At 61.1% G+C, this 16,066-nt stretch carries 17 protein-coding genes; 12 read left to right on the top strand and 5 right to left on the bottom strand.

Annotated features, from left to right (window positions below; genetic code table 11):
- Nucleotides 1-111 precede the first annotated feature (111 nt).
- Entirely contained in the window at nucleotides 112-903 is a 792-nt protein-coding gene (locus AC1ROI_RS14595) for a lysophospholipid acyltransferase family protein (RefSeq protein WP_077749548.1), read from the bottom strand.
- Nucleotides 903-1,658 carry an L-ornithine N(alpha)-acyltransferase gene (gene olsB, locus AC1ROI_RS14600; protein ID WP_010462503.1) on the bottom strand — a complete coding sequence of 252 codons (756 nt, stop codon included), beginning with the start codon at nucleotides 1,656-1,658 and terminating at the stop codon, nucleotides 903-905. Before olsB ends, AC1ROI_RS14595 begins: the two co-directional genes overlap by 1 nt.
- A 154-nt stretch (nucleotides 1,659-1,812) precedes the next feature.
- Here olsB and AC1ROI_RS14605 point away from each other — a divergent pair, with 154 nt between their 5' ends.
- The 5 genes from AC1ROI_RS14605 (at nucleotide 1,813) to AC1ROI_RS14625 (ending at nucleotide 6,139) form a co-directional block, all read left to right on the top strand.
- The gene (locus AC1ROI_RS14605; RefSeq protein WP_083374860.1) at nucleotides 1,813-2,691 is read left to right on the top strand and encodes an acyl-CoA dehydrogenase middle domain-containing protein; all 879 of its coding nucleotides are present in this window, start codon (nucleotides 1,813-1,815) and stop codon (nucleotides 2,689-2,691) included.
- Nucleotides 2,692-2,863: 172 nt separating this feature from the next.
- Nucleotides 2,864-3,958, top strand: a complete 1,095-nt coding sequence (locus AC1ROI_RS14610; protein WP_102595853.1) for a serine hydrolase domain-containing protein — start codon at nucleotides 2,864-2,866, stop codon at nucleotides 3,956-3,958.
- Nucleotides 3,955-4,284 carry an amidase gene (locus AC1ROI_RS14615; protein ID WP_077749545.1) on the top strand — a complete coding sequence of 110 codons (330 nt, stop codon included), beginning with the start codon at nucleotides 3,955-3,957 and terminating at the stop codon, nucleotides 4,282-4,284. The genes AC1ROI_RS14610 and AC1ROI_RS14615 overlap by 4 nt, the downstream gene beginning before the upstream one ends.
- Before the next feature lie 105 nt (nucleotides 4,285-4,389).
- Nucleotides 4,390-4,980 (top strand): YceI family protein, encoded by a 591-nt coding sequence (locus AC1ROI_RS14620; RefSeq protein WP_010462496.1) that lies wholly within the window; start codon nucleotides 4,390-4,392, stop codon nucleotides 4,978-4,980.
- A gap of 1 nt (nucleotide 4,981) precedes the next feature.
- Nucleotides 4,982-6,139 carry a phospholipase D-like domain-containing protein gene (locus AC1ROI_RS14625; protein WP_077749544.1) on the top strand — a complete coding sequence of 386 codons (1,158 nt, stop codon included), beginning with the start codon at nucleotides 4,982-4,984 and terminating at the stop codon, nucleotides 6,137-6,139.
- A 132-nt stretch (nucleotides 6,140-6,271) separates the two neighbouring features.
- Here the strand turns inward: AC1ROI_RS14625 and bglX are convergent, their stop codons facing one another.
- On the bottom strand, nucleotides 6,272-8,563 hold the full coding sequence (bglX, locus tag AC1ROI_RS14630; RefSeq protein WP_077749543.1) for a beta-glucosidase BglX: 2,292 nt from the start codon (nucleotides 8,561-8,563) through the stop codon (nucleotides 6,272-6,274).
- Nucleotides 8,564-8,799: 236 nt separating this feature from the next.
- Here bglX and AC1ROI_RS14635 point away from each other — a divergent pair, with 236 nt between their 5' ends.
- The 4 genes from AC1ROI_RS14635 to AC1ROI_RS14650 all read left to right on the top strand — a co-directional run bounded on the left by AC1ROI_RS14635 (nucleotide 8,800) and on the right by AC1ROI_RS14650 (nucleotide 12,372).
- The gene (locus AC1ROI_RS14635; protein ID WP_010462493.1) at nucleotides 8,800-9,408 is read left to right on the top strand and encodes a LemA family protein; all 609 of its coding nucleotides are present in this window, start codon (nucleotides 8,800-8,802) and stop codon (nucleotides 9,406-9,408) included.
- Nucleotides 9,409-9,442: 34 nt separating this feature from the next.
- A complete protein-coding gene (locus AC1ROI_RS14640) occupies nucleotides 9,443-10,192 on the top strand; it encodes a TPM domain-containing protein (RefSeq protein WP_169856214.1) in 750 nt (249 codons plus the stop codon).
- Nucleotides 10,193-10,220: 28 nt separating this feature from the next.
- A complete protein-coding gene (locus tag AC1ROI_RS14645; RefSeq protein WP_010462489.1) occupies nucleotides 10,221-10,838 on the top strand; it encodes a TPM domain-containing protein in 618 nt (205 codons plus the stop codon).
- A gap of 319 nt (nucleotides 10,839-11,157) precedes the next feature.
- Nucleotides 11,158-12,372 (top strand): class I SAM-dependent methyltransferase, encoded by a 1,215-nt coding sequence (locus AC1ROI_RS14650; RefSeq protein ID WP_102595906.1) that lies wholly within the window; start codon nucleotides 11,158-11,160, stop codon nucleotides 12,370-12,372.
- A gap of 85 nt (nucleotides 12,373-12,457) precedes the next feature.
- Here the strand turns inward: AC1ROI_RS14650 and AC1ROI_RS14655 are convergent, their stop codons facing one another.
- The gene (locus AC1ROI_RS14655; RefSeq protein WP_077749584.1) at nucleotides 12,458-13,348 is read right to left on the bottom strand and encodes a DMT family transporter; all 891 of its coding nucleotides are present in this window, start codon (nucleotides 13,346-13,348) and stop codon (nucleotides 12,458-12,460) included.
- 265 nt (nucleotides 13,349-13,613) lie between these two features.
- On the opposite strand from AC1ROI_RS14655, the gene AC1ROI_RS14660 reads away from it, so the two are divergent.
- The 3 genes from AC1ROI_RS14660 to AC1ROI_RS14670 all read left to right on the top strand — a co-directional run bounded on the left by AC1ROI_RS14660 (nucleotide 13,614) and on the right by AC1ROI_RS14670 (nucleotide 15,034).
- A complete protein-coding gene (locus AC1ROI_RS14660; protein WP_102595575.1) occupies nucleotides 13,614-14,195 on the top strand; it encodes a DJ-1/PfpI family protein in 582 nt (193 codons plus the stop codon).
- Nucleotides 14,196-14,209: 14 nt separating this feature from the next.
- Nucleotides 14,210-14,515 (top strand): ribbon-helix-helix domain-containing protein, encoded by a 306-nt coding sequence (locus tag AC1ROI_RS14665; protein ID WP_008025707.1) that lies wholly within the window; start codon nucleotides 14,210-14,212, stop codon nucleotides 14,513-14,515.
- A 174-nt stretch (nucleotides 14,516-14,689) separates the two neighbouring features.
- Entirely contained in the window at nucleotides 14,690-15,034 is a 345-nt protein-coding gene (locus AC1ROI_RS14670) for a YegP family protein (RefSeq protein ID WP_102595574.1), read from the top strand.
- A 144-nt stretch (nucleotides 15,035-15,178) separates the two neighbouring features.
- Here AC1ROI_RS14670 and AC1ROI_RS14675 read toward each other — a convergent pair whose 3' ends face one another.
- Nucleotides 15,179-16,066 carry a dihydrodipicolinate synthase family protein gene (locus AC1ROI_RS14675; RefSeq protein WP_102595573.1) on the bottom strand — a complete coding sequence of 296 codons (888 nt, stop codon included), beginning with the start codon at nucleotides 16,064-16,066 and terminating at the stop codon, nucleotides 15,179-15,181.

Genomic DNA, 16,066 nt, shown 5'->3' on the forward strand with positions numbered 1-16,066 from the left:
AGCCTGCTCGCGATAGCGGTGTGTCATTCAGCATCATTGTTGAATGTAAAACCGCTATCGCGAGCAGGCTCGCTCCCACAAGGTTTTTGGTGTTTCTTCAGGGAATTTGTTTCACGCCGCGATCGCGGGGCGCAGCGGTTCCGATTGCGCCTGAGGGATGGCCCCAAACAACGATTTCTGCACCGCCTGCTGTGCCTCGAACGCCAGCGCCGCACGCTCCCGGCCTTCGCAAGCGATCGGCTTGAGCACTTTGATTTCCACTTCCCCGCGATCATTGGCGAACAACCGCATCAAGTGCGACAGCAAATCATCATCGCCAATGAACGGCGCCAGTGAGTCGAGTTCACCGTCACGTAGATAACGAATCGCCACCGGCTGCAGCTTCACTTCAGAATCAATCGCTGCTGACAACAAGCGACCATGAAAGGTACGCAACGAACGTCCATTGGTGGTGGTGCCTTCAGGGAACATCAGCAGTGGGTGTGCCTGCGCCAGGTGGCGCGTCATCTGTTTGCGAATCAGCTGGCTGTCACCCGAGCCGCGACGGATAAACAGGCTGCCGGCCTTGGCCGCCAACCAACCGGCCACCGGCCAGGTGCGCACTTCGGCCTTGGACAGAAACGACATTGGCGTGAGCATGCCCAGCAACGGAATGTCGGTCCACGACACGTGATTGCTGACCCAAAGCATCGGCTCCTTCGGCAGTTCACCGTGAACCGTCACGCGAAAGGGCAGGGCGTTGCTCAACCGCGCCATGAAAAACCGCGACCAGCGTTGGCGGCGGACCATCGAATGGGCAATGCCCAGCCGCTCGAAAAGCCCGAACACGCTGGCCATGCTCAACCCCAGCGCGACCACCACCAGTACTCGCGCAATCCGTGCGTACACCCGCAACCGGCTCATCAGACTGCCGCCTTGAAGTGCTTGGCATAACGTGGGCAGAGTTCGTCGCGCTTGAGCAGGATGAACACATCGGCGACCTGGAAGTCTTCGTCCCAGCACGGCTCACCGCAGATCTTCGCGCCCAGACGCATGTAGGCCTTGAGCAGCGGCGGCATTTCGGCGATCACGTTGGACGGGAGGTCCAGGACCGGCAGCGGTTTTTTCGGCTCGGCCCGCAGGTGTTCGGTGCACAGATAACGTTCCCGCAGACGCTGCATGATCGCGTGGGCCTGAATCCCGCCGTCTTGCATCGGAATGCTCGCGCAACCCATCAAATAGCTGTAGCCGCCCTGATTCAGCACTTCGGCCAGTTCGCCCCAGAGCACCGCGATGGTGCCGCCGTTGCGATAAGCCGGGTCGACGCAGGTGCGGCCGATTTCCAGGATCGGGCCTTTCAAGTGGACCAGACCATGGAGGCTGAACTCTTCTTCGCTGTAGAACTTGCCCAGGCTGCTCGCGGCCGTGTGATCGAGCAAACGGGTGGTCGCCACCAGGCGCCCGGTGTTCAAGTCACGCACGCCAATGTGGGCGCAGTGAACATCATAGTCGTCCATGTCCAGACCCAACTCCGCGCCTTTGAGCTTGGCGTTGAACTCGCCGCTGAAGACGTTGAAGCGCAAGGCCTGGGCTTCCTGCAAGGCCTCGGCGCCCACCAGGCGTTCGGCTTGCAGGCGGCGTTCATTGCCGGTGTCGCTGATGCGGGCGATCTGAGTCATGGGAATCTCCGTGCGGGCTGGTCAACCCGTCTTGGGTTAAAGCCGATCGACTTTCTTTATGCAGCCGTGTTGTGCAAAGTCAGGCTATGTAGCCCCGGTGTCATCGCCATGAAGCTTTGGTGATGCTTACATGACAGCCCACAAGGAGCCTCTTATGCCCTGGCAAAACCTGTTGAATCGCCGCGATCGCCTGCCCGTCAACCCGGACCTGGCGGAGGGGTTCGCGACCTTGTTGCACGCGTTGGGCACGGTCACGCCATTGGAACTGGCGGTGGTCGGCGGGCGTTTGATGTCGACGCCGGGGCTGGCGTTTCTGGTGGGCTATCAGGCGGCGCTGCGCATGCTCTGGCCGAGCGCGCCGCTGAGCCTCGGCGCGTTGTGTGCCACCGAACAGCGCAGTCTGCGGGTGGCGGACATGCAGACGCGTCTGAGCGATTTACGCGTGAGTGGGCGCAAGGATTTCGTCACCGCTGGCGATGCGGCCGACTGGCTGCTGGTTGCCGCGCGCAGTGAAGCGTCCGGCGAAACGCCGCGCTTGAGTCTGGCGGTGGTCTATCCCGATGAACCGGGCGTGCGCCTGGAAAAACTCCCGGCCATCGCGCTGATGCCGGACATCAGCCACGGTCGGTTGTTTCTGGACAACGCCCAGTGCGAACTACTCGCGGGGGATGGCTGGGATGCCTACGTCAAACCGTTCCGCACGCTGGAAGACATTTATGTATTGAGCGCGATGACCGCGTGGCTGTATGGGGTGGGGCAGGACAGTGACTGGCCGCAGGCCCTGCAATTGCGGTTGCTGGCGCTGCTGGCCGGGTGCGCGGAAGTCAGCCGGCAGGCGCCGAACAATCTGGCCGGGCATGTGCTGCTGGGGGGATTGTTTGCGCAATTCGAGGGGCTCAAGGCTGAGCTGAACGAGGCTCTGGCTGATGGCCCGCAGCACTGGGCGGCGATGTGGCAGCGTGATCAGAGTGTGATGGATCTGGCGGCGGGGGCCAGAGGCAAGCGATTGGCCAAGGCGTTGGCGGCGATCTGACAGGCCTCTTCGCGGGCAAGTCGGATCGCCGCACCGCTCGCTCCTATATTGGATCGCGAACTCCTGTAGGAGCGAGGCTTGCCCGCGAAGGCGGCCGCATAGGCGACACACATTCCAAAACTGTCATCAACCTCGACTAGGCTCAGCAAGCCCACCCCGCCGAGCCCCCGCCATGTTCAAAGGCTTGCCCCTGATTTTCACGCTGCTGCTCTGCCTCACGGCCCACGCCGAAACCTGGCCCGCCGAGCAATGGTCGACCGGCCCGAACGTCTCCGGCCCCGCACTTCAAGCCCTGGAGACTTACGCCTTCCCGCCTCGCGATGACACCACTCGAAAAGGCATCCGCACCGATGCCTTGCTGGTAATCCGCGACGGCCAACTGATCTACGAACGCTACGCCGGCCCGACCACGGCCGACACCGCGCACCTGACCTGGTCCATCAGCAAAAGCCTGATGGCCACGGTCCTGGGTGTGGCCTATGGCGAGGGCCTTTTCAAACTTGAGGACCCTGCGGTGCGGTTTTACCCGCCGTTGGCGAAACACCCGGCAATGACCCTGGCCGACCTGTTGCACTGGGCTTCAGGCCTGGACTGGCAGGAAGACTACGAATACGCGCCGTTGAAGTCCTCGGTGGTCGCCATGCTCTACACCCTGGGTCATCACGACATGGCGGCGTTCACCGCTGATCACGCTGAGTACGCCAAACCAGGCCAGGCCTTTCGGTACTCCAGTGGCGACAGCAATCTGCTGGCCGCCGCGCTGAAAACCATCGTCGGTCCGGCCCGTTACCCGGACTATCCATGGGCAGCATTGTTCGAGCCGCTAGGAATTCGCCATGCCGTCTGGGAAACCGATGCCACGGGCACTTTCGTCGCGTCCTCTTATGCCTACCTCACCGCCCGGGACCTGGCGCGCGTCGGCCTGCTGATGGCGCGTGACGGTCGTTGGGGTGATCGACAGCTGCTGCTCAAAGACTGGGTCGCCTTCAACCGCGAACCCTTCGCCCGTTATCAAGCCAATCAGGATGATGCGGTCCCCGGCGGTCATTGGTGGCTCAATCGCGCGGTGGAGGGCGCTGCCCGACCCTGGCCGGATGCTCCGGCCGACACCTTTGCCGCTTTGGGCCATTGGGGGCAGGCGATGTACGTGATTCCCGGCGAACAGCTGGTGATCGTGCGCTACGGCGATGACCGCGACGAGATCTATCAGCACAACGAATTGCTCAAGCTCGCGCTCAAGGCCTTTGCCGGGAAGGTGCAGCCATGAACCGCCACCGTTTTGTTCGTCGCCGACCGTTTAGCGCGCTGATGTTAGTAGCGCTGATAGCTTTGCTCGGCTGGATCTGGCAGGAGCGAGTGGCGTTGCGGGCGTTCCCCGACATCATCAGCGGCTACACCGCCAAGGAATATTGCTCGTGCCGGTACGTGATGAAGAACGACGCCGAGTATTGCCACCGCTACGTGAAGCAGTGGTTGCCCACCAGCGGTTTCACCGAAGACCCCGCCAGCCAGCGCGTGACCGTCAGCGGCATGGGCCGCAGCAACAGCGCGCAATGGATCGGCGAACACCAAGGCTGCCGCCTGCAACCCTGAACACGCTGGAATTACTTGTGGTGCAGGGCTGTTGTGGCATTAGAGTTTGCAACCTGCCTCAGGGCGGTTAAGGTTCGCTCAGGTTTATTTGCCCCATGAGTCTCTATGTTCAAGCGGTCCCTTTCCAAAACCCTCGCCTTCCTGCTTCTGGCCGGCGCTTCGTTGTCGGCCGAGGCCAATTGGTATCTCGATGGCGAGTCCTCTCGGCTGTCCTTCATCAGCACCAAAAACGCCAACATTTCCGAAGTGCAGCGCTTCCTGGTGTTGCACGGCAAAGTCAGCCCCAAGGGCCTGGCCGAGGTGGAAGTCGAGATGGAGTCGGTGAACAGCGGCATCCCGCTGCGCGACGAACGCATGCGCAAGGAACTGTTTGAGATCCAGACCTTCCCTGAAGCGCTGATCACCGCGCAGATCGATCTGCGCCCGATCAGCGATCTCGCGCCCGGTGCCCAACTGGAGCTGCGCTTGCCGCTGACCGTCAACCTTCACGGTAAAACCCACGAATACAACGCCGAACTGCTGGCGACCCGTCTTGATGACCGGCGCTTCCAGGTGGTGACCCTCGAGCCGATTATCATCAATGCCGAAGACTTCGATCTGGCACCGGGCCTGGAAAGTTTGCGCAAGGTCGCTGGATTGTCGGCCATCAGCCTGTCGGTGCCGGTGGGTGCGGTACTGATTTTCACGGCGCGCTGACATGGCCGGTGCAATCTTTCCCTGGCGTGCAGGCAACCACTTTGAACTGCTGATCGACGGCCCGGAGTTTTTCCCGCGCATGTTGGTCGCGATTGCCCGCGCCGAAGAACAGGTCGAGCTGGAGTTGTATCTGGTGGAAGCGGGCGCCTGTGCCGAGGCCATGGTGCAGGCGTTGGTGCAGGCCGCCGAGCGCGGCGTGCGTGTGCGCTGTCTGTTCGATGACTACGGCAGCCTTGCATTCACCTTGACCTTGCGTCAGCGCCTGATGGCGGCGGGTGTGGAACTGCGTTTCTACAATCGCCTGAGCTGGCGACGCTGGGTCGGTAACTTTTACCGCGATCACCGCAAGCTGTTGCTGGTCGATCAGAGTCTGGCGGTGGTCGGCGGCACGGGCGTCACGGACGAGTTCTGGACGCCGGGCGAAGACACCAGCGAATGGCATGAAGTGATGGTGGAAATCACCGGCCCCTTGGTCATCGACTGGCAGCTGCTGTTCGACCGGCAATGGATCGCCAACCGCCATCGCCGCGCCTGGAGACCTGCGGCGCACTTCGGCCTGCCGCGTCTGCCACGGGTGCCGTCCATGGGCGAAGGGATGGGGCGGGTGGCCTATGCCGACGCCCGCCAGCACCGCGACATCCTGCAATCGCTGATTCGAGCGCTGAACAGCGGTCAGCGGCGGGTCTGGCTGGCCACGCCGTACTTTCTGCCGACCTGGAAAGTCCGCCGTTCATTGCGCAGGGCTGCCGGCCGAGGCGTCGATGTGCGTCTGCTGCTGACCGGGCCACGCACCGATCACCCGTCGGTGCGCTACGCCGGGCATCGTTATTACCCGCGATTGCTCAAGTCCGGGGTGAAGATCTTCGAATACCAGCCGTGTTTCCTGCACCTGAAAATGGTCTTGATCGATGACTGGGTGAGCATCGGCTCATGCAATTTCGATCACTGGAATTTGCGCTTCAATCTGGAAGCCAACCTTGAAGCGCTGGACCCAGGGTTGACGCGTGCGGTAGTGGCGAGTTTCGAGAAGGACTTTGCACAGAGCCAGGAAGTGAGCCTGGAGGCATGGCAAAGCCGGCCACTGTGGCGGCGGGTCAAGCAAAGGGTTTGGGGATGGGTGGATCGGCTGGTGGTGAATCTGCTGGATCGACGCGGATAGTCGTCACACCCAAAATCACTGTGGGAGCGAGCCTGCTCGCGATGGCGGTGTAACAGCCAACAAAGATGTTGAATGTTATGCCCTCATCGCGAGCAGGCTCGCTCCCACAGGTTTATTGCGGTGTGTCAGGGGTTACAGCAATTCAAAGCTCTGCTGCGTCACGTCCTGGGAATCCAGGCCGATCTGCACGTTGAACTTGCCTGGCTCCGCTGCGTATTTGAGCTGGGCATTGAAGAACTTCAGGTCGTCTTCGGTGATGGTGAAGTGCACGACTTTCTGTTCGCCGGCCTTCAGCGTGATTTTCTGGAAGTTCTTCAGTTCCTTGACGGGGCGGATCATCGAGCCGGTCACGTCCTGGATGTACAGCTGCACCACGGTTTCGCCGTCGCGCTTGCCGGTGTTTTTCACCATGACGCTGGCGTCGAGCTTGCCGGTCTTGTTCAGCGTGGTCGACGACAAGGCCATGTCGCTCAGGCTGAAATCGGTGTAGCTCAGGCCGAAACCGAACGGAAACAGCGGGCCGGTGGTGTCATCGAAATACTGCGAGGTGTAGTTGCCCGGTTTGCCCGGCGTGAACGGCCGGCCAATGCTCAGGTGGTTGTAGTAGGTCGGAATCTGGCCCACCGAACGCGGGAAGGTGATCGGCAGTTTGCCCGATGGGTTGTAGTCGCCGAACAGCACGTCCGCGATGGCGTTGCCGCCTTCGGTGCCGCTGAACCAGGTTTCCAGAATCGCGTCAGCCTGTTCCTTCTCTTCGAGAATCGACAGCGGGCGGCCGTTCATCAACACCAGCACCAGCGGTTTGCCGGTGGCTTTCAGCGCCTTGATCAGGTCGCGCTGGTTGGCCGGGATGTTCAGGTCGGTGCGGCTCGACGATTCGTGGGACATGCCACGGGACTCGCCGACAGCGGCAACCACGACATCAGCGTCTTTGGCGGCCTTCACCGCTTCGTCGATCAGCACTTGGGCGGAACGCGGATCATCCACCACTTCCGGCGCATCGAAGTTGAGGAAGTTCAGGTAATCCAGCACTTTCTTGTCGCTGGTGATATTGGCGCCACGGGCGTAGATCAGCTTCGATTTGTCTGAAACAGCGGCGTTCATGCCGTCGAACAAGGTGACCGATTGAGCCGGACGGCCAGCGGCGGCCCAGCTGCCCATCATGTCGATTGGCGCCTTGGCCAGCGGACCGACCAGCACGATCTTCGCGGTTTTCTTCAGCGGCAGGGTCTCGCCCTGGTTCTTCAGCAACACCAGGCTGCGGCGCGCGACGTCACGGGCCTCGGCGCGGTGCAAACGGCTTTCGGCGTAGGTGTCGGCCGGATCGTCTTCAGCCTTGCCGATGCGCAGGTACGGGTCCTTGAACAGGCCCATGTCGTACTTGGCGGCGAGCACTTCGCGGACGGCGTTATCGATGTCTTTCTGTTCGATCTCGCCGGCCTTCAACAGTCCCGGCAGCTCTTTGCCGTACAGGGTGTCGTTCATGCTCATGTCGATGCCGGCCTTGATCGCCAGCTTCGCGGCTTCGCGACCGTCACGAGCGACGCCATGCTTGATCAGCTCGAAAATCGCCCCGTGGTCACTGACCGCCAGGCCCTTGAAGCCCCAATCCTTGCGCAGCAGGTCGTTCATCAGCCAGGTGTTGGCGGTGGCCGGCACGCCGTTGATCGAGTTCAGCGCAACCATCACGCCACCCGCGCCCGCGTCGATGGCGGCGCGGTACGGTGGCAGGTAGTCCTGGTACATTTTGACCGGGCTCATGTCGACGACGTTGTAGTCACGACCGCCCTCGACCGCACCGTACAGGGCAAAGTGCTTGACGCTGGCCATGATGCTATCGGCCGCGTTCGCGCCGGTGCCCTGGAAGGCCCGGACCATCACGCCGGCAATGCGCGACACCAGGTACGTGTCTTCGCCGAAGCCTTCGGAGGTGCGGCCCCAACGTGGGTCACGGGAAATGTCGACCATCGGCGCAAAGGTGATGTCGAGGCTGTCTGCCGCGGCTTCCTTGGCGGCGATGCGCCCGGACAGGCCGATGGCGTCCATGTCCCAGCTCGAGGCCAGGGCAATCGGGATCGGGAAAATCGTGCGGTGACCGTGGATCACGTCATAGGCGAAGAACATCGGGATCTTCAACCGGCTGCGCATGGCCGCGTCCTGCATCGGACGGTTTTCCGCGCGCGTGATCGAATTGAAGGTGCCGCCGATGTTGCCGGCGGCGATTTCCTTGCGGATCATCTCCCGAGGCATCTCAGGGCCGATGCTGATCAGGCGCAACTGGCCGATCTTTTCATCGAGGGTCATTTGTTTCATCAGGTCAGTGATGAAAGCGTCCTTGTTCTCCAAAGGTGCGGGCGTCGTGGCGGCCAATACGGTATGACTGGCCAGGCTGACGAACAGGCCCAGCAAACACAGCTTCTTCATGAATAGTTTTCTCAAAGGCCTAAACGGCAGTGAATACGCGCCGATCAGCCAAAATTTAGGGAGCGACTATTGTTGTTCAGGTAAATGCAGCACACTTCTGCAGCGTTTGGCGCTGGGGCATCTTTTAGCCCATTGGCTCGATGCAATCCAGTGGCGGGGGCAGATTATGCCCCAAGAGACCGCTCAGAAGGTCGCTGGTTGTTTTTCAACGGAAGGTGCAAGGGAGCGTCAACCAGATGAATGTACGACACCACACTCGGTCGAGCCTGCAGGTTGCAGCCTTGATGTTGCTCACCACGCTGCTGGCGGGCTGCGGCATCAACAACATTCCTACCCTCGACGAACAGGCCAAGGCTGCCTGGGGCCAGGTGCAGAACCAGTACCAGCGCCGCGCCGACCTGATCCCCAACCTGGTGGAAACCGTCAAGGGCTACGCCAAACATGAGGAAGAAACCCTGACCGCGGTGATCGAAGCCCGAGCCAAGGCGACCTCGATCCAGGTGGATGCCAGCACCCTGGACAACCCGGAAAAACTCAAGCAGTTCCAGCAGGCGCAGGATCAGCTGACCGGCGCCTTGAGCCGTTTGATGGTGGTGTCCGAACGTTACCCGGACCTCAAGGCCAACCAGAATTTCCTTGCGTTGCAATCGCAGCTCGAGGGCACCGAGAATCGCATCGCCGTGGCGCGTCGCGACTTTATCCTCGCGGTGCAGAAGTACAACACCGAAATCCGCACCTTCCCGGGTCGCCTGTGGCACACGGTGATGTACAGCGATTTGCCGATCCGCGAAACCTTCGAGGCCACGAGCCCCGATGCCGAAAAAGCGCCAGAAGTGAAGTTCTGATCGGCTTGACGCGTCACCACGGATGAGGTTGCCAATGCGCGTGTTGAAAGTGGGCCTGGTGCTGGTGCTGTGGGTGTTTGCCCTGACAGCCCAGGCCGAGTTGAAGTTTCCGCAGCTGACCGGACGGGTGGTGGATAACGCCCAGATGATCGAGCCGTCGGTTCGTGAGCAACTGACGCAGCAGCTCCAGGCCCATGAAAAAGCCACGGGCGAGCAGTTGGTCGTGGTGACGTTGCCGAACTTGCAGGGCACCGACATTGCCGATTTCGGCTATCAGCTGGGGCGCTACTGGGGCATCGGCCAGAAGGATAAAAACACCGGCGCGTTGCTGATCGTTGCGCGCGATGATCGTAAATTGCGCATCGAAGTCGGTTACGGCCTGGAAGATCGCCTGACCGATGCGCAGAGTTCGGTGATCATCAACCAGGTGATCACGCCAGCGTTCAAGACCGGCAACTTCAGCAAGGGCATCAGCGACGGGGTCGCCGCGATGCTGGTGGTGCTGGGCGGCAATCCGCTGGATGAACCGTCGACGGTCTATGAGCCGAGAGGGGATGAGGGCGACGATTTCGTATCCCGCCATCCGGGCGTGTTCGTGTTCCTGGTGTTGCTGTTTATCCTGACGATTTTCGTCTGCCAGATGCTCGGTATCCTGCCCAGCGGTGGCGGTGGTCGAGGCAGTTCGAGGGGCGGTTTCGGCGGTGGAGGTTTCGGCGGCGGTGGCGGGGGCTTCAGTGGGGGTGGCGGCAGTTTCGGGGGCGGCGGTTCGTCGGGCGGCTGGTGAGCATAATAATGAATGGGCACTTTTAGACATGGCATTACTGACTGAACACGAACAACGCAAAGTCGCCGAGGCGATTGCCCGGGTCGAGCGCGACACCGACGCCGAACTGGTGACGGTGCTCGCGGCCCGCGCCGACGACTACGCGTACATCCCGCTGCTCTGGGCCAGCCTGCTGGCGCTGGTGGTGCCGGGTATCGTGCATTACCTGACAGGCTGGCTGACCCTGCACAGTTTGCTGCTGGTGCAATGGATCACGTTCATCGTGCTGTGCCTGGTGTTCCGGATTCCGAAAGTCACCACCCACCTGATCCCGCGCTCGGTGCGGCATTGGCGAGCGTCAAATCTGGCGCGCCGGCAGTTTCTGGAGCAAAACCTGCACCACACGGTGGGTAGCACCGGGATGCTGATTTTTGTCTGCGAAGCTGAGCGGTACGTGGAAATTCTGGTGGATGAAGGGATTTCCAAGCGGCTGGATAACAAGAACTGGGACGCGATCGTTGCGGCGTTTACTCAACAGGTGAAGCAGGGCCAGACGTTGCAGGGGTTTGTGACGTGCGTCGAGGCGTGCGGCGAGCTGCTCAAGGTGCATGTGCCGGTGACGCACGTGCGCAATGAGTTGCCGAATCGGTTAGTGGTGTTGGGCTGATTTCACTTCTGGAATTGATACACCTTCTGTGGGGAGAGGGCTTTTGTGGCGAGGGAGCTTGCCCCCGCTGGGGCGCGAAGCGGCCCCCCAAATCAGCCAATGCGGTCATTCAGATAAACACGGTTGCAGGGGGTAGGGCTGCTTCGCAGCCCAGCGGGAGCAAGCTCCCTCGCCACACAATCCCACACAATCCCACTCAACCCAGTAGCGTTTTTGCTTCGGGTTTCGCACCGTTCGGGAAATTACCCGTGCCCTCGTATGCCATCCCCCCTAAAATACCCGCCATTCCCGATCCGCTCCGCCCGAGGCCGTTTTTTCCATGTCTGTCACCGCCACTCCCGCCAGCCTCGCGCCGGATCACCACGCCCAGTTCATCGACCTGCTGCAAACCAGCCTCGACCAGAATGCCTTCATCAAACTGGTCCTGGCCAAGTACGTCGGCACCGAAGCCGATTTGCAGCGGTTGATCATCAAGCAACTGACGGTCAAGGATCAGGCCTGCCTGTCCTTCGTCTACCGCTACAAGACCCGCGACATCACCAAGAACCTGCCGCTTGCCGAGGGCGTCGCGACCATCGGCGCGCTGTTGCCGGCCTCGTTCAAAAATGCGCATTTACTGTCGCTGACTGACGAAGCTCAGCTCGAATACAGCAAAAAGGGCAAGTCTTCGCTGTTCAAGAGCAAACCTCAGCAATTGCGCGAAGTGCCGTCCGCCGAGCATAACCGCGAGAAGAACCGTTTCCTCGACCTGAACCGGCCGTTCCTCGCTGACCTCGGCGTGACAAACAGCAAGCACGAGCTGATCCCGGCGATGTCGCGCAAGTGGAAGCAGATCAACAAGTTCATCGAAGTCTTCAGCCATGCGCTGACCACCTCGCCCCTGGCCCTGGACAAACCGGTGCAGGTGGCGGATTTCGGTTCGGGCAAGGGATACCTGACCTTTGCGATCCACGACTATCTGCGCAACACCTTGAAGGCCGAAGCCGTGGTGACCGGCGTCGAGTTGCGCGAAGAAATGGTCAACCTGTGCAATGCCGCCGCCGCCAAGCTTGAGCATCCGGGGCTAGTGTTCAAGTGCGGTGACGTGCGAAGCGTCGCGCCGAGCGAGCTGGACGTGATGATCGCGCTGCACGCCTGTGACATCGCCACCGACTACGCGATTCACACCGGCATCCGCTCCGGCGCCTCGATCATCATGTGCTCGCCGTGCTGCCACAAACAGATCCGCCTGCAAATCCAGAGCCCGGCGCTGCTCAAGCCGATGCTGCAATACGGTCTGCACCTGGGCCAGCAAGCGGAAATGGTCACCGACAGCCTGCGAGCGCTGTTCCTGGAAGCCTGTGGTTATGAAACCAAGGTGTTCGAGTTCATCTCACTGGACCACACCAACAAGAACAAGATGATTTTGGCGGTCAAACGCGCCGAGCCGGTCGACCCGGCCCAGCTGTTGGTGAAGATCCAGGAGCTGAAGGATTTCTACCACATCAGCGAACATTGCCTGGAAACCCTGCTGCGCGCCGACGGCTACCTCTAAAACACCGCATGACCCTGTAGGAGCCAGGCTTGCCGGCGAAGGCGATAGTGCCGACGCCTTCGCCGGCAAGCCTGGCTCCTACAGGTCACGTAGTGGCAATGCGGGCGGGTTTGATGGCGGTCTTGCGTCCGAGCATCACCGTCACGATCACCCCGGCGGCAAACAGCCAGGTGATCGGCTCGATATGTTCACCAAAGAACAGCGCCGAAAACGCGATGGTGAAGAAGATCTGCAACAGCTGGATCTGACTGACTCGGGCAATGCCGCCCATCGCCAACCCGGCGTACCAGGCAAAGAACCCGATGAACTGCGAGAACAGCGAAACATAACCAAACGCCCACCAAGTCTTGGCGGATATTTCGCCCTGGTGTTGCAGCGCCAAATAGACCACCGGTCCGATCAGCAGCGGCGTCGATAACACCAGCGCCCAGCAGATCACCTGCCAGCCGCCCATCTCCTTGGCCAACCGGCCGCCCTCGGCATAACCCAGGCCGCCCACGGCAATCGCCCCGAGCATCAGCAAATCACCGGCCTGAATACTGCCGGCCCCGCTGATCAGCGCATAACCCAACACCAGCGCACTGCCCAACGCCGCGCAGGCCCAGAAGGCTTTCGACGGTCGTTCGTGGGACAACCACGCGGCGTAAAGCGCGACGCACAGCGGCTGCAAACCGTTGACCAGTGCGCCGTGGGAGGCCGGCAAGGTTTGCATGGCCCAGGCCGACAACACCGGAAAACCGAGGATCACGCCTGCGATCACCAGTGTCAGGCCTTTGACCTGTTTCCAGGTTGGCCATTTTTCCCGGCGCCACAGCAACAACATCGCCGCCGGCACCGCCGCAAACAACGCCCGGCCCAGGCCGTTGAGCAGCGGATGAAGTTCCTGCACGACGATCCGCGTGAAGGGCAAGGTGAGGCTGAAGATCACAACGCCGAGCAGGCCGAGGGCCATGCCGGTGTTTTCGCGCGAGGACATGATGGGGGACCAGAATGTTAGGTGGCGGGAAGAGACTTCATCTAGCCATAAACCACGGGGATCGCGCTGTTACAGATAGGCGCAGAGTTATCCGTACAGTTGAAGGGCGCCTTCGCGCTACCGGTATGGTGGTGCCTTTGTAGGAGCGAGGCTTGCCCGCGAAAAACGATAACGCGGTCTATCAGGTAGTAGCTGGTTATTACCCGACCCCACGGATAAGGACTACCTTGAATACTCCTATGCATTTCCCAGAGGAGTCCTCCCCATGGCTGCCAAGAAAATTCTGATGCTGGTCGGCGATTACGTCGAAGACTACGAAGTGATGGTGCCTTTCCAGGCGCTGCTGATGGTCGGCCACACGGTGCACGCCGTTTGCCCGGACAAATCCGACGGCCAGACTGTGCGCACGGCGATTCACGACTTCGAAGGCGACCAGACCTACAGCGAAAAACCCGGTCACTTGTTTGCCCTGAACTTCGATTTCGCCAAAGTCGCTGAATCCGACTACGACGCGCTGCTGATCCCCGGCGGTCGTGCGCCGGAATACCTGCGCCTGAACGAAAAAGTCCTGGAGCTGGTGCGCGCATTCGACAAGGCCGGCAAACCGATCGCTGCCGTGTGTCACGGTGCGCAACTGCTCGCGGCAGCTGGAGTTCTCGAAGGTCGCGAGTGCAGCGCTTACCCGGCCTGCGCGCCGGAAGTGCGTCTGGCCGGCGGTACGTTCATCGATATTCCGGTGACGGAAGGCCACGTACAAGGCAATCTGGCCACTGCGCCCGCCTGGCCGGCGCACCCGAGCTGGCTCGCCGGTTTCCTTGGGTTGCTGGGCACCAAAATCACGCTGTAACGAGGGGCTTTTCCATGTGCGAGCTGTACGTCAAAGCCGATCCGATTCTCTATGAATCGCGCTCCCGCTCGCTGCGCATCTGCGGGGTGGTCACCACCCTGCGCCTGGAGAATCAGTTCTGGGACATCCTCAGCGAAATCGCCGAGGTCGACGGCATGACCACCAACCAGTTGATCGCCAAGCTGTATGAAGAGGTGATGGACTACCGCGGCGAAGTGGTGAATTTCGCCTCGTTCTTGCGGGTGAGTTGTACGCGGTATCTGAGTCAGCGACGGGTGCAGGCGCCGGAGTTGTCGGTGGTGCGGGCGGTGGTGAAATAGGTTGGTTTTGCGCTGGCCTTACCGGCCCCATCGCGAGCAGGCTCGCTCCCACGGGGGAACGCATTCCAATGTGGAAGCGAGCCTGCTCGCGATGGCGGTATTACAGGCGACAGATGTCCCGGGCTGGTCTTTACTCTGAAGCGCGAGACCACTCAATCGCCAAGGAGAAAGAGCATGTCCGGATGGTACGAAGTGAGCAAAAGCAGCAACGGTCAGTTCAAGTTTGTACTGAAGGCCGCCAACGCCGAAACCATTCTGACCAGCGAGCTGTACACCACTCGCGGTGCTGCCGACAACGGCATTGCTTCGGTGCAGAAGAACAGCCCGCTGGATGAGCGCTACGAAAAGAAAACCACCAAGGATGGCCATCCTTACTTCAATCTCAAGGCCGGTAACCACGAGGTCATCGGCAGCAGCGAGACCTACTCTTCCGCTGGTGCGATGGATAAAGGCATCGCCAGCGTCAAGGCCAATGGGCCGACCACCGTGATCAAGGACAAGACCTTGCCGGTGCTTTGATCGCTCCCTTCAGGACCAACACAATTCCCCTTGTAGGAGCGAGCCTGCTCGCGATAGCTGCTTAACATTCGACGAAGATGTTGAATGTCAGTCCGCCATCGCTAGCAGGCTCACTCCCACATGGGTTTTGTGTGCGGCTTGAGATCAGCGCAAGGCTTTCAGCAAGTCTTGCAACTGGCTGATCCCGGCCTCGCCGAGTGGAAACACCGGCAACCGCGGATCGCCCACTTCCAGCCCGGTCGCACGCAGCCCCGCCTTGATCGTCGCCGGCAAGCCACCCTTGAGGATGAAGTCCAGCAGCGGCAACTGGCGATAGAACAGTTCACGCGCCTTGCCCAGGTCGTTCGCCAGAACTGCGTCATACAGATCCAGATTGAGCTGCGGAATCAGGTTCGGTGCCGCTGTGCACCAACCTTTCGCACCCGCCGCAAACGCTTCCAGCGCCAGCGGGTTACAGCCGTTGTAGAACGGCACCCGGCCTTCGCCGAGCAGTTGCAGCTTGTGCATGCGCTGGATGTCACCGGTGCTCTCCTTGACCATGGTCACGTTCTCCACGGCGTTGACGATCCGCAGGATCAGGTCCACCGACATGTCGGTGCCGCTGGTGGCCGGGTTGTTATAGAGCATGATCGGGACGCCGATGCTTTCGCCGATGGCGCGGTAGTGGGCGAGGATTTCCGCTTCGCTGAGTTTCCAGTAGGACGTCGGCAGCACCATCACCACATCGGCGCCATGGGCTTCGGCGAAACGGGCGCGGCGCACGGCTTTGGCGGTCGTCAGGTCGGACACACTGACGATGGTCGGCACGCGCTTGGCCACATGCTTGATGCTGAATTCACTGACCTGATCCCACTCCGCGTCGCTCAGGTAAGCGCCTTCGCCGGTGCTGCCCAGTGGCGCGATGGCGTGGACGCCGCCGTCGATCAAGCGGTCGATGGAACGCCCGAGCGCGTCGAGATCGACGCCTTCGCCATTGGCGGTGAATGGGGTGATGGTGTAGCCGATGATGCCGTGAATGGCGGGGGTCGACAT

This window comes from Pseudomonas sp. GW823-FHT02C02, from assembly GCF_058797635.1.